General features: G+C 73.2%; 12 protein-coding genes. 8 read left to right on the forward strand and 4 right to left on the reverse strand.

The annotated features are described in order from the left end of the window. Positions 1 to 155 precede the first annotated feature (155 nt). On the reverse strand, positions 156 to 1,007 hold the full coding sequence (locus ECOMGDLI_RS22155; protein ID WP_088319022.1) for a PD-(D/E)XK nuclease family protein: 852 nt from the start codon (positions 1,005 to 1,007) through the stop codon (positions 156 to 158). A gap of 70 nt (positions 1,008 to 1,077) precedes the next feature. On the opposite strand from ECOMGDLI_RS22155, the gene ECOMGDLI_RS22160 reads away from it, so the two are divergent. The 3 genes from ECOMGDLI_RS22160 (at position 1,078) to arc (ending at position 5,328) form a co-directional block, all read left to right on the forward strand. Continuing rightward, the gene (locus ECOMGDLI_RS22160) at positions 1,078 to 2,244 is read left to right on the forward strand and encodes a site-2 protease family protein (RefSeq protein WP_088319023.1); all 1,167 of its coding nucleotides are present in this window, start codon (positions 1,078 to 1,080) and stop codon (positions 2,242 to 2,244) included. A 29-nt stretch (positions 2,245 to 2,273) separates the two neighbouring features. After that, positions 2,274 to 3,329 (forward strand): tRNA (adenine-N1)-methyltransferase, encoded by a 1,056-nt coding sequence (locus ECOMGDLI_RS22165; RefSeq protein WP_088319024.1) that lies wholly within the window; start codon positions 2,274 to 2,276, stop codon positions 3,327 to 3,329. 286 nt (positions 3,330 to 3,615) lie between these two features. After that, entirely contained in the window at positions 3,616 to 5,328 is a 1,713-nt protein-coding gene (arc, locus tag ECOMGDLI_RS22170; protein ID WP_088319025.1) for a proteasome ATPase, read from the forward strand. Between the two features lie 64 nt (positions 5,329 to 5,392). On the opposite strand, the gene ECOMGDLI_RS36040 is transcribed toward arc, so the two are convergent. From ECOMGDLI_RS36040 to ECOMGDLI_RS22190, 3 genes are all read right to left on the reverse strand, one after another. Beyond that, a complete protein-coding gene (locus ECOMGDLI_RS36040; RefSeq protein WP_233153588.1) occupies positions 5,393 to 6,595 on the reverse strand; it encodes an NUDIX domain-containing protein in 1,203 nt (400 codons plus the stop codon). Next, positions 6,592 to 7,008, reverse strand: a complete 417-nt coding sequence (locus ECOMGDLI_RS22185; RefSeq protein WP_198955094.1) for a DUF3054 domain-containing protein — start codon at positions 7,006 to 7,008, stop codon at positions 6,592 to 6,594. Before ECOMGDLI_RS22185 ends, ECOMGDLI_RS36040 begins: the two co-directional genes overlap by 4 nt. Positions 7,009 to 7,140: 132 nt before the next feature. Then, positions 7,141 to 8,172 (reverse strand): aldo/keto reductase, encoded by a 1,032-nt coding sequence (locus tag ECOMGDLI_RS22190; RefSeq protein WP_088319026.1) that lies wholly within the window; start codon positions 8,170 to 8,172, stop codon positions 7,141 to 7,143. A gap of 105 nt (positions 8,173 to 8,277) precedes the next feature. Between ECOMGDLI_RS22190 and dop the strand changes: the two genes are divergently transcribed. From dop to pafA, 5 genes are all read left to right on the forward strand, one after another. Further along, positions 8,278 to 9,798: a depupylase/deamidase Dop gene (gene dop / locus ECOMGDLI_RS22195; protein ID WP_088319112.1), complete on the forward strand. Its 1,521-nt coding sequence runs from the start codon at positions 8,278 to 8,280 to the stop codon at positions 9,796 to 9,798. 104 nt (positions 9,799 to 9,902) lie between these two features. After that, the gene (locus ECOMGDLI_RS22200; protein ID WP_088282994.1) at positions 9,903 to 10,097 is read left to right on the forward strand and encodes a ubiquitin-like protein Pup; all 195 of its coding nucleotides are present in this window, start codon (positions 9,903 to 9,905) and stop codon (positions 10,095 to 10,097) included. Beyond that, on the forward strand, positions 10,094 to 10,909 hold the full coding sequence (prcB, locus tag ECOMGDLI_RS22205) for a proteasome subunit beta (protein ID WP_088319027.1): 816 nt from the start codon (positions 10,094 to 10,096) through the stop codon (positions 10,907 to 10,909). The genes ECOMGDLI_RS22200 and prcB overlap by 4 nt, the downstream gene beginning before the upstream one ends. Beyond that, a complete protein-coding gene (gene prcA / locus ECOMGDLI_RS22210) occupies positions 10,906 to 11,727 on the forward strand; it encodes a proteasome subunit alpha (RefSeq protein ID WP_088319028.1) in 822 nt (273 codons plus the stop codon). The genes prcB and prcA overlap by 4 nt, the downstream gene beginning before the upstream one ends. A 140-nt stretch (positions 11,728 to 11,867) precedes the next feature. Beyond that, positions 11,868 to 13,229, forward strand: coding sequence for a Pup--protein ligase (gene pafA / locus ECOMGDLI_RS22215; protein WP_088319029.1), 1,362 nt, complete (start codon positions 11,868 to 11,870; stop codon positions 13,227 to 13,229). The last annotated feature ends 111 nt before the right edge of the window (positions 13,230 to 13,340 follow it).

A 13,340-nucleotide genomic window follows, 5' to 3' on the forward strand; every position in this document is an offset into this window, starting at 1 on the left:
GGCCACCTGCACTCTGTGCCGACGGGCCAGCCCCCCGCCGCGGTTCCGATCCTTCCAGGCGGACGCTACGGACAGATCAACCAGCAGGTGGACACGACGTGTCGTCGGACCGGTCGTCGCTCAGCCCTGCGTCGGACCCGGCGTCGTCCTTTCGGCTACTCCTCGTCGAGACCCGGGACGGCGAGCGCCGACGCCCGCTCGCCGAGCACGATCTCGACGGCGCCCTCGGGCAGCGGCGGGGGAGTGCCGCCCCAGGCCGGGCAGAGCGGCTTGTGGTCGCACCAGTCGCACAGCCGGCTCGGGGACGCCCGCCAGTCGCCGGTCTCGGCCGCGAGCGCGATCGCCGCCCAGAGCGCCTTGACCTTGCGTTCGGTCGCGAGCAGGTCGGCCTCGTCGGGTGCGTACCGCAGGATCTCGCCGTTGCCGAGGTAGACGAGCTGGAGCACCGACGGGACCGTGCCGCGCAGCCGCCACAGGACGAGCGCGTAGAACTTCATCTGGAACAGCGCCTTGGCCTCGAAGCTCTCCCGCGGCGCCCGGCCCGTCTTGTAGTCGACGACGCGCAGCCGGCCGTCGGGGGCGACGTCGAGCCGGTCGACGTAGCCGCGCAGCACGAGCCCGTCGTCGAGCACGGTCTCGACGTACAGCTCGCGCTCGGCGGGCTCGAGGCGGGTCGGGTCCTCCAGCTCGAACCACTTCTCGAGGAGCGACTCGGCGCCGGCCAGCCACGTCGTCAACGCCTCGCCGTCCCCGTCGAAGAGCACCGCGAGCTCCGGAGCCTCCTCCTGCACCCGGGCCCACTGCGACGGGAGGAGCCCGCGCGCGGCGTCGAGCGTGCGGTCGCCGCTCGGGAGGTCGAAGAGCCGCTCGAGGACGGCGTGCACGACGGTGCCCCGCACGGCCGCCGGGCTCGGCGCCTCGGGCAGCCGGTCGACGACACGGAAGCGGTAGCGCAGCGGGCACTGCATGAAGTCCCCGGCGCGCGAGGGGGAGAGCGCAGTGGCCATGGGGAGGACTCTAGGGAACGTCACCGACAGCACGGCCGTTGATCGGGCGACGCCGACCTAGGATCGTGAGATGGCGCAGACGCAGGCCCCGCCCGAGCACGCCGGCAGCTTCCGGCTCGGCTCGGTGGCCGGGACGCCCGTGTACCTGCGGCGGTCGTGGTTCTTCATCGCCGTCGTCATCGCGTTCCTCGTGGGTCCGCAGGTGGCCTCGTACGTCGACGGCATCGCGAGCTCGGCGGCCTACCTCGTCGGTCTCGGCTTCGCCGCGCTGCTGCTCGGGTCGGTGTTCCTCCACGAGCTCGCGCACGCGGTCGCGGCGCGCGCCGTGGGCACCCCGCCGACCGACATCGTCCTGGACCTGTGGGGCGGCCACACCGCCTTCTCCGAGGAGATCCGGACGCCGGGCCGCAGCATCCTCGTCGCCGGGGTCGGGCCGCTGACGAACGGCGCCCTCGCCGTGGTGTGCGGTCTGCTGGCCGCCGTGGCGACGGACGGCGGGGTCGTGCGCGGCATCCTCCTCATGCTCGCGTACACCAACGGCTTCGTCGCCGTCCTCAACGCCCTGCCCGGGCTGCCGCTCGACGGCGGCCGGGTGCTCGAGGGGATCGTCTGGGCGCTCAGCCGGTCACGGACCACGGGCACCGTCGTCGCGGGCCGGATCGGGCAGGCGGTCGCGGTCCTCGTCGTCGCCTGGTTCGTCGTCCGCCCGCTCGCCCAGGGTTACCAGCCGGGCGTCATCACCGTCCTGTGGTCGGCGGCGATCGGCTGGATGCTCTGGCGCGGCGCCACCGGGTCGATCCGCTACGCCCGGTTCCGCCGGGCGGCGCAGGACGTCGTCGTGGGCCGCCTCATGCGGCCCGCCGTCACGGTCTCGGGGGCCGCGAGCGTCGCCGACGCACGGGCCGCGGTGCACGCCGTCCGCCCGCCGTCCCCGCCCGCGACCGGCGTCGTCCCGCCCGAGCCGCTCGTCGTCGTCCTCGACGGCTACGGCAACCCGGTCGGGATCGTCGACGAGACCGCGGCGGCGGCCGTCCCGCCCGAGCGGGCCGGTCTGGTCCAGGTCGCGTCCGTGGGCCGCGGGCTGCCCCCGCTCGTGCTGTCCCCGCACCTGTCGGGCGAGGACCTGCTCGCCCGGCTGCGCGAGACGCCCGCCGCCGAGTACGCCGTCGTCGACGGCGGCCGGGTCGTCGGCGTCCTCGACTGGCGCACCGTCGCCGCGGTGGTCGGCGCCGGCTGAGCCCGGGCTGGCCCCTAGACTCGCGGGCCATGACGTCGACCGGCACGCCCACGGGCGCCGAGCACCGCCGCGGCCCGTTCCGTGAGGGCGACCGGGTGCAGCTCACCGACCCCAAGGGCCGGATGCACACGATCACCCTGGCGCCCGGCAAGGAGTTCCACACCCACCGCGGGCTCTTCAAGCACGACGAGCTCATCGGCCGGCCCGAGGGCTGGGTCGTGACGAACACCGCGGGCATCGAGTACCTCGCGCTGCGCCCGCTGCTCGCCGACTACGTGCTCTCGATGCCCCGCGGTGCCGCGGTGGTCTACCCCAAGGACGCCGGCCAGATCGTCGCGATGGCCGACGTCTTCCCCGGCGCGCGGGTCATCGAGGCCGGTGTCGGGTCCGGTGCGCTGTCGATGTCGCTGCTGCGGGCCGTCGGCGACACCGGCCTGCTGCACTCCTACGAGCGGCGGGCCGACTTCGCGGAGATCGCCCGGGCCAACGTCGAGACGTTCTTCGGCGGGCCGCACCCGGCCTGGCGGGTCACCGTCGGGGACCTCGTGGAGTCGATCGAGCAGGGCCACCCCGACCGCGGCGGCGACGCCGAGCCGGTCGACCGGGTCGTCCTCGACATGCTCGCGCCGTGGGAGTGCCTCGAGGCCGTCGCCCGCGCGCTCGTGCCCGGCGGCGTCCTCATCTGCTACGTCGCGACCGCCACCCAGCTCTCCCGGGTCGCCGAGGCGATGCGCGAGAGCAACCTGTTCACCGAGCCCCAGGCCTGGGAGTCGATGGTGCGCGGCTGGCACCTCGAGGGGCTCGCCGTCCGGCCGCAGCACCGCATGGTCGGCCACACCGGCTTCCTCATCACCTCCCGCCGGCTCGCCGACGGCGTCACGCCGCCGCTGCGCCGGCGACGCCCCGCGGCGTCGACCCGGGAGGGCGGCGAGGAGGTCGAGGCGGCCTGGGGCGAGTGGACGGCGGACGAGCTCGGCGAGCGCCCGGTCTCGGAGAAGAAGATCCGCAAGGTCGTCCGGGACGTCACGGCGACGGCCTCACCGGACGGCGAGGGCCGGCCGACGCTGCCCGACAGCTGGGGCTGACGGGCCGGCACGGGTCCGGAGGGGCGCGTGCGGCGCGGGTGACCGCTGTGAACACTCTTCGCGAACCGGACGACACGCCGCGTGTTCAGCGATTGGTGTACATCACATGACCGCTAGGTGAGACGCATCACCCGCTCCCGGTGAAGAAGCACCGCACAATGGCCCGAAGTGGGAACGGGGAGCGAGACGAACGTCTCGCCTCGTCGACAACGGCCCTCGGGCGCACTTGTGGGTCCGCGGGGTTAGGGTCGAACGTGTCCGCCCCATGGGGAGGGAGGTGCCCGGCATGACCGACAACGACGACGCATCGCTCCGGTCCGAGATCGCACGCCTGCAGCACGAGGTGGAGCGGCTCCGAGCGGCACGTGACGCCGCCGGCCCGGAGGAGCTGGCCAGGCTTCGCGCCCAGGTGGCCCAGCTGGCCAACCAGAACGACCGACTCGCGTCGACCCTGCGCGACGCGCGCGACCAGATCGTCGCCCTCAAGGCCGAGGTCGACCGGCTCGCCCAGCCCCCGAACACCTACGGCATCTACGTCGGCCCCGGTGACGAGGACGGCACCGCGGACGTCATGAGCAGCGGCCGCAAGATGCGCGTCTCCGTGAGCCCCTCGGTCGAGCGGGACGACATCCTCGCCGGCCAGGAGGTCATGCTCAACGAGGCCTTCAACATCGTCGCGGCCAAGGACTTCGACCGCACCGGCGAGATCGTCATCGTCAAGGAGATCATCGACGAGGACCGTGCCCTCGTCGTGGCCCACGCCGACGAGGAGCGGGTCGTCCACCTCGCCGGTCCGCTGCGCGGCGTCAAGCTGCGCGTCGGGGACGCCCTGACGATGGACACCCGCTCCGGGTACGCGTTCGAGCGCATCCCCAAGGCCGAGGTCAACGACCTCGTCCTCGAGGAGGTGCCGGACATCGACTACACCGACATCGGTGGCCTCGGCCCGCAGATCGAGATGATCCGGGACGCCGTCGAGCTGCCGTTCCTGCACCCGGACCTGTTCCGGGAGCACGGGCTCAAGCCGCCGAAGGGCGTGCTGCTCTACGGCCCGCCCGGGTGCGGCAAGACGCTCATCGCCAAGGCCGTCGCGCGGTCGCTCGCGAAGAAGATCGCCGAGCTGCGCGGGGTCAAGGAGTCGAAGAGCTACTTCCTCAACGTCAAGGGCCCCGAGCTGCTCAACAAGTACGTCGGCGAGACCGAGCGGCACATCCGGCTCATCTTCGCCCGGGCCCGGGAGAAGGCGTCCGAGGGCACGCCCGTCGTCGTCTTCTTCGACGAGATGGACTCGCTCTTCCGCACCCGCGGGTCGGGCGTCTCCAGCGACGTCGAGACGACGATCGTGCCGCAGCTGCTCAGCGAGATCGACGGCGTCGAGCGGCTCGAGAACGTCATCGTCATCGGCGCCTCGAACCGCGAGGACATGATCGACCCGGCCATCCTGCGGCCGGGCCGGCTGGACGTGAAGATCAAGATCCAGCGTCCGGACGCCGAGGCGGCCAAGGACATCTTCGGCAAGTACCTGACGCCGGATCTGCCGCTCCACGCGGACGACGTCGCCGCCAACGAGGGCTCGCCGACGGCGACCGTCTTCGCGATGATCCAGCGGGTCGTCGAGCGGATGTACTCCGAGACCGAGGAGAACCAGTTCCTCGAGGTCACGTACGCGAACGGCGACAAGGAGATCCTCTACTTCAAGGACTTCAACTCCGGCGCGATGGTGCAGAACATCGTCGACCGGGCGAAGAAGACCGCGATCAAGGACCTCCTCGAGACCGGGCAGCGGGGCATCCGCCTCGACCACCTGCTCATGGCGTGCGTGGACGAGTTCAAGGAGAACGAGGACCTGCCGAACACGACCAACCCCGACGACTGGGCGCGGATCTCCGGCAAGAAGGGCGAGCGGATCGTCTACATCCGCACGATCATCCAGGGCAAGCAGGGCACCGAGCCCGGCCGGACGATCGACACCGTCGCCAACACGGGCCAGTACCTCTAGGCCGCCGCAGCCCCGGCAGCACCGGACGGCGTCCCCGCAGCTGCGGGGGCGCCGTCCGCGTGCGTCAGGGGCCGGCGACGTGCGGGACGTCCCAGTCCGCGGGGAAGCGCGGCACCGGCCAGGCCGGGTCGGGGGAGAAGTCGGTCCACCGGCCGTCGAACGGCGGCGCCCCGGCCCGGGCCAGCGCCATGACCTGCTCGCCGTCGGCCCGGATCTGCGGTGCCTGCTCGGCGGTCCAGCGGGTGCCGAGCGCGGTGATGGCCGCGAACTCGTCCTCGTCCTTCCAGTGCGCGGTGCGGTCCGGGGTGACCCAGACGTCGAGCGCGCGGTCGGCGCTGTCGACGAGCCGGGTGCCGAGGGCCGTCGTCCGCAGCGCGTGGGGGGCCTCGAGGTTGCCGTACCAGCCCTCGAAGGTGCGTGCGCCGTCCGCCCCGGTGCCGAAGAACCACCACACCGACCAGGCCGTCGGGCCGGGCGGGACGAGCATGAGGATCCCCGGCCCGCGCCAGACTGCGCTCCGCCGGGCCCGCGGCGCGGTGAACCGCTGCTCGAGCGGTGCCTCCCGGACGCCGCGCCCGTCGGCGAGGCTCTGCTCGACGACCGGCCACCCTGGGCCGACCCACAGGAGCAGCCCGTCGTCGTCGTGCCGGACGACGCGCGCGAGGCGCGCGAACCGGGTGCGGCCCTCGCGACCCCAGCGGTAGACGACGGTCTCGCCCGGCTCCCAGCGTCCGCCGGGGACGGGCTCCGGTCCGGCCCCGAGCAGGCCGCCCGTCGCGAGCAGCCGCCGCGTGTCGGGGACGAACGGCCACGCCGGGTCGGCGAGCCGCTCGGTGAGCACCGCCGGGTGCTCCCACCAGCCGTCCTCGACCTCGTCGTCGACGAACCGGACCGGCCCGTCCCAGACCGCCTCGTAGACGTGCGCGAGGTAGTGCGTGTCGTCGTCCCGGTACCAGCCGGTGAACACCTCGGTGAGTGCGGCGCCCTCGACGCCCAGCTCCTCGGCGAGCTCGCGGCGGGCCGCTTCGAGCGGGCTCTCGCCGGCGTTCACGACGCCGCCCGCCGCGCAGTCGTGCGCCCCCGGCCACAGGTCCTTCGTGCGGGCCCGGCGGTGCACGAAGACCTCGCCGGTCGGACGGCGCAGCAGGACGCCGGTGGCGGCGTGCGGCAGGTTCTCGGCGCGGACCCGCGACCGCGGCGCCGACCCGACGACCCGCCCGCACACGTCGTCCGGGTCGTAGAGCGCGACGACCTCGTCGGCGCTCACCGGGCGGCGAGCCGCCGCGCGACCCAGCCGGTGAGCACCCGGCGGCCGAGGACGAACAGCGTCACGAAGCACGTCGCGACGACGACGAAGGTCAGCGCGGTGCCCTCGCCCGCCACGAAGTGCCGCAGCGGCATCCCGACGAGGATCGTGCCGGCGGTCGCCACCGCACCGGCTCCCACCGACCCCGGCGGCAGCCGCAGGCCGAGCAGCGCCGCCCAGCCGACCGCGAGCCCCGCGAGGAACGGCCACGCCGTGACGCCGACCCCGGCGAGGGCGTCCGCCTCGCCGTGCGAACGACGGCCGACGGCGACGAACACGAGGACGGCCACGACGTCCAGCAGGAGCGACCGGGCCGCCTGCCGCGAGCGCACCGGGTCGGTGACCGAGGGCTGCCGGGTCTGCTGCGACGTCACCGCCTCATCGTGCCACCCGCCCCGGCCGCCCGTGACCGGGACCCGTCCACCGCTCGTGCTCGCGCCGTGCACCGGAACCAGCCGGACCGGGGCCCCGGAACGGTACGCGGCGTGAGTACGAGCGGGTGGGAGTCAGCGGCCGCCGGCGATCTTCCGGGAGCGCTGCTCGGTGCCGGGGACGCCGTACGGGTAGTCCGCGGGCTGCGGGTCGGAGGCGGCGTCGAGGCGGGCGGCCTCCTCGGGGGACAGGTGCAGGCCGGCGGCGCCGAGGTTGTCCTTCAGCTGGTCGAGCGTGCGGGCGCCGAGGATCACCGAGGTCACCGCCGGGCGGTCGTGCAGCCAGGCGAGCGCGACCTGCGCCATCGGGATGCCGCGGCCCTCCGCCACGGTGCGGACGGCGTCCACGACGTCCCAGGTGCGCTCCTGGGCGCTGCGCCGGTCGTAGGCCTCGACGCCGCGCTCCGGGTTCTCGCCGAGCCGGGTCGCGCCGGTCGGTCGCTCGTCCCGGGTGTACTTGCCGGTGAGCCAGCCGCCGCCGAGCGGGGACCAGGGGAGCAGCCCGAGGCCGGCGTCGAGGCAGGCCGGGACGACCTCCCACTCGAGCTCGCGGACGAGCAGGTTGTACTGCGGCTGCAGCGTCACGGGCCGGGCCAGGCCGAGCCGCTCGGTGATCCCGACGGCCTTGGCGACCTGCCACCCGGTGAAGTTCGACAGGCCGGCGTAGCCGATCGTCCCGGCGGCCACGGCGTCGTCGAGGAAGCGCAGGGTCTCCTCGACCGGGGTCAGCGGGTCCCAGGCGTGCACCTGGTAGAGGTCGACGTGGTCCACCCCGAGGCGGCGCAGCGAGGCCTCGAGCGCCGTCCGCAGGTGCCGCCGCGACAGACCGGCGTCGTTCGGGCCGGGGCCCATCGGGAAGCGGCCTTTCGTGGCGAGCACGACCTGCCCCGCGGCGTCCGGGTTCGCCGCCAGCCAGCGGCCGACGACCTCCTCGCTGACGCCGCCGGCGTAGACGTCGGCGACGTCGACGAGGGTCCCGCCGGCCGAGACGAAGGCGTCGAGCTGGGCGAAGGCGCCCGCCTCGTCGGTCTCCGCGCCGAACGTCATCGTGCCGAGGGCGTACGTCGAGACGACGGCACCGCTGCCGCCGAGGGTCCGGTACTCCATGGTGGGTGTCCGCGTGGTCGTGGGCTCGCTCATGGGGAGATCCCATCAACAGTTCGTGACGTCCGCCATGCAGGCCGGTCGCACCGGCCTCGTAGGGTGGGGGACATGAGCGCTCGACGGGTCATGGGGATCGAGACCGAGTACGGGGTCTCGGCCCCCGGCGACCCCGCCGCGAACGCGATGCTCCTGTCGAGCCAGGTGGTCAACGCCTACGCCGCGCCGCTCGGCAGCCGGGCCGGCCGGGCCCGCTGGGACTACGAGGACGAGGCCCCGCTGCGTGACGCCCGCGGCTGGGAGCTCGCCCGCTCCGACGCCGACCCGAGCCAGCTCACGGACGTCGTCGACGACCCGGGCCTGGCCAACGTCATCCTCAGCAACGGCGCCCGGCTCTACGTCGACCACGCCCACCCCGAGTACTCCTCGCCCGAGGTGACGACGCCGCGCGCCGCCGTGCTCTGGGACAAGGCCGGCGAGGCCGTCATGCTCGCGGCCTCGCGGCGGATCGCCGAGACGCCCGGGCTCGGCCCGGTGAACCTCTACAAGAACAACACCGACAACAAGGGTGTCTCCTACGGCACGCACGAGAACTACCTCATGCGCCGGGAGACGCCGTTCGCGGACATCGTCCGCCACCTCACGCCGTTCTTCGTGTCCCGGCAGGTGGTGTGCGGCGCCGGCCGGGTCGGCACCGGCCAGGACGGCTCCGGCAAGGGCTTCCAGCTGAGCCAGCGCGCCGACTTCTTCGAGGTCGAGGTCGGCCTCGAGACGACCCTCAAGCGGCCCATCATCAACACCCGCGACGAGCCGCACGCGAGCGCCGACCGGTTCCGCCGGCTCCACGTCATCATCGGTGACGCGAACATGTGCGAGGTCGCGACCTTCCTCAAGGTCGGGACGACGGCCCTGGTCCTCGAGCTCATCGAGGAGCGCGCGTTCACCCGGGACCTGTCGGTCGAGCGACCGGTCAACGCCCTGCACGCCGTCTCCCACGACCCGACGCTCAGGACCCGCGTGAGCCTGCGCGACGGGACGACCGCGACCGCCGTCCAGCTGCAGTGGATGTTCTACGAGCAGGCCGCCAAGTTCGTCGAGGACCGCTACGGCGCGGACGCCGACGCCGACACGGTCGAGGTGCTGCGCCGCTGGGAGAGCGTGCTGACCCGGCTCGAGTCCGACCCGACGTCGCTGGCCCGCGAGCTCGACTGGGTCGCCAAGCTGCGTCTGCTCGAGGGCTTCCGGCAGCGCGAGAGCCTCGACTGGGGCGCCGCCCGGCTCCAGGCCATCGACTTCCAGTGGGCCGACGTCCGCCCCGAGAAGGGGCTGTACCAGCGGCTCGTCGCCCGCGGCCAGGTCGACCGCATCGTCACCGACGAGGAGATCGCGGCCGCCGTCCACGAGCCGCCGGAGGACACCCGGGCCTACTTCCGCGGCCGCTGCCTCGCCCAGTACGGCGAGCACGTCGCCGCCGCCTCGTGGGACTCGGTGATCTTCGACGTCCCGGGGCGCGGCGCCCTCCAGCGGGTGCCGACCCTGGACCCGAACCGCGGCACGAAGGAGCACGTCGGGGCGCTCCTGGACCGCTGCCGGACCGCGGCCGACCTCGTGGACGCGCTCGCCGCCCGCTGACCGACGGGCCCCGCCGCCCGACACATCTCACGCCCCGGCACCGGCGCCCCGGTTGCGCCGTCCGCCTAGGATCAGAGCCAGAGCTCGACGAGGGAGGTACGGCCATGGCCGGACAGGAGCAGACCCGTCCGCGGGGGCGGGACGACGACGGTGACGAGGGCGCTGCGCCCCCGCCCGCCGCGGGTCAGGCGCAGGCGAAGGACGACGACGTCGACGCGATCCTCGACGAGATCGACGACGTCCTCGAGACCAACGCCGAGGAGTTCGTGAAGGGCTTCGTCCAGAAGGGCGGCCAGTGACCGACAGCCTCGGCTCGCCCACCCCTGGGCGGCTTCCCGCGGCGTACCTCGAGCCCGGGTCCTCCTCGTTCACCGAGTTCCTCGGCGCGCACGCGCCCCAGCTACTGCCGGGGCGGCGCCCGCTGCCGCCCGGCAGCGTGCCGGAGACCCCGCACGGCACGACGATCGTCGCCCTGACCTTCGAGGGCGGCGTCGTCATGGCGGGCGACCGGCGCGCGACGATGGGCAACCTCATCGCCCACCGCGAGATCGAGAAGGTGTACCCGACCGACGAGTACTCGTGCGTCGGCATCGCGGGCACCGCGGGGATCGCCGTCGAGATGGTCCGGCTGTTCCAGGTCGAGCTCGAGCACTACGAGAAGATCGAGGGCGCGCTGCTCTCGTTCGACGGCAAGGCGAACCGGCTCTCGACGATGATCCGCGGCAACCTGGGCCTGGCCATGCAGGGCCTGGCGGTCGTCCCGCTCTTCGCGGGCTTCGACATCGACCGCGGGGTCGGCCGGATCTTCTCGTACGACGTCACGGGCGGCCGGTACGAGGAGCGTAACCACCACAGCGTCGGCTCGGGCTCCCTGTTCGCCCGGGGCTCGCTGAAGAAGCGCTGGCAGCCCGGGCTCGACGCGGCGGGCGCGGTCGCGGTCGCCGTCGAGGCGCTCTGGGACGCCGCGGACGACGACTCCGCGACGGGCGGCCCGGACGAGCAGCGCAAGATCTTCCCGGTCGTCGGCGTCGTCACCGCCGAGGGCTACCACCGGGTCGCGGACGACGAGCTGGCCGCCGCCGTCGCGGCGCTGCGGGGTGAGCAGTCGTGAGCATGAACTTCTACGTCTCGCCCGAGCAGGTCATGAAGGACCGGGCGGACTACGCCCGCAAGGGCATCGCCCGGGGCCGCTCGGTCGTCGTGCTCGGCTACGAGGGCGGCATCGCCTTCGTCGCCGAGAACCCGTCCCGTGCCCTGCACAAGGTCAGCGAGATCTACGACCGGATCGCCTTCGCCGCGGTCGGCAAGTACAACGAGTTCGAGAACCTGCGGGTGGCCGGCGTCCGGTACGCCGACCTGCGCGGCTACTCGTACGACCGGGTCGACGTCACCGTGCGCGGGCTGGCCAACGCCTACGCCCAGACGCTGGGCACGGTCTTCACGACCGAGTCCAAGCCGATGGAGGTCGAGATCGTCGTCGCGCAGGTCGGCGACGACGCCGAGAGCGACCAGATGTACCGGCTCACGTACGACGGCTCGGTCGCCGAGGAGCAGGGCTACGTCGCGATCGGCGGCCAGGCCGAGCAGATCCAGACCGCGCTGCAGGAGCGCTGGGCGCAGGGGATGACCCTCGCCGACGCGCTGCGGCTCGCGGTCGAGCTGCTCGCGAAGGACCCGAACGGCGGCCAGCCCCGCACGCTCGGGGCCGGCCAGCTCGAGGTGGCCGTGCTCGACCGGCTCAGGCCGCGGCGGGCGTTCCGGCGGCTCGCCGGGCCGCTGCTCGGGCGGCTGCTCAGCACCGACGACCCGACGACCGACGTCCCGCACACGGACGACCCGGTCCCGGGCCTGCACGACACCCTCACCGGGGACGCCCAGGCGTCCGACGAGGCCGACGCACCCGGGGAGCAGGCGCCGCCCGAGGGCTGAACCGCTGCACCCGACACCACGACGCCGGTCCCCTTGACAGGGGACCGGCGTCGGTGCGTGGGGCCGAAGACGTTGGTACGTGACGGGATCCGACCGTTTCGTCCGGTGCCGTTGTCGGGTCTGCCACCTACAGTGGGGCCATGGACCGCCGCATTTTCGGGATCGAGACCGAGTACGGGGTCACGTGCGCCTTCGAAGGGCAGCGCAAGCTGTCGCCGGACGAGGTGGCCCGGTACCTGTTCCGCAAGGTCGTGTCGTGGGGGCGGTCCAGCAACGTCTTCCTCCGCAACGGCGCGCGCCTCTACCTCGACGTCGGCTCGCACCCGGAGTACGCGACCCCGGAGTGCGACGACGTCCGCCAGCTCGTCGTCCACGACCGGGCGGGGGAGCGGATCCTCGAGGGGCTGCTCGTCGACGCCGAGCGCCGCCTCCACGAGGAGGGCATCGCGGGCGAGGTCTTCCTCTTCAAGAACAACACCGACTCGGCGGGCAACTCCTACGGCTGCCACGAGAACTACCTCGTGAGCCGGCACGGGGAGTTCAACCGGCTCTCCGAGGTGCTCATCCCGTTCCTCGTGACCCGTCAGCTCATCGTCGGTGCGGGCAAGGTGCTCCAGACCCCCCGGGGCGCGGTCTTCTGCCTCTCGCAGCGCGCCGACCACATCTGGGAGGGCGTGTCGAGCGCGACCACCCGCTCGCGCCCGATCATCAACACCCGCGACGAGCCGCACGCGGACGCCGAGCGGTACCGCCGCCTGCACGTCATCGTCGGCGACTCGAACATGAGCGAGACGACGACGATGCTCAAGGTCGGCGCGACCGACCTCGTCCTGCGGATGATCGAGGCGGGCGTCGTCCTGCGCGACCACACCCTGGAGAACCCGATCCGGGCGATCCGCGAGGTCAGCCACGACCTCACCGGCCGCCGCCGGGTGCGGCTCGCGAACGGCCGCGAGGCCAGCGCGCTGGAGATCCAGGAGGAGTACCTGGCCCGCGCGAAGGACTTCGTCGACTCGCGCGGCCTGCACACCGACGTCGTCAAGCGCGTCCTCGACCTCTGGGAGCGCGGGCTGCGGGCGATCTCGACCGGTGACCTGGGCCTCGTCGACCGCGAGATCGACTGGGTCATCAAGCACAAGCTCGTCGAGCGCTACCGCGGCAAGCACGACCTCCCGCTGTCGTCCCCGCGGATCGCCCGGCTCGACCTCGCCTACCACGACATCCACCGGCGGCGCGGGCTGCACTACCTCATGGCCCGCCGCGGGCTCGTGGAACGGGTGACGGCCGACATCGAGACGTTCGAGGCGACGTCCGTGCCGCCGCAGACGACGCGCGCCAAGCTCCGCGGCGACTTCGTCCGCCGCGCCCAGGAGCGCCGCCGCGACTTCACCGTCGACTGGGTGCACCTCAAGCTCAACGACCAGGCCCAGCGCACGGTGCTCTGCAAGGACCCGTTCCGTTCGGTGGACGAGCGGGTCGAGCGGCTCATCCAGAGCATGTGACGCACCGTGCCGGAGCCGAACCGGCGCACGCTCGTTCCGGTCACTCGGCGTGGCGGCGGTGCCCTGCCCACAGGGTGTCCGGTTAGGGTGTCCGGCGAGCCCGACGGCGTG

The sequence above is a fragment of the Kineosporia sp. R_H_3 genome (assembly GCF_002198675.1).
Classification (GTDB): Bacteria; Actinomycetota; Actinomycetes; order Actinomycetales; family Kineosporiaceae; genus R-H-3.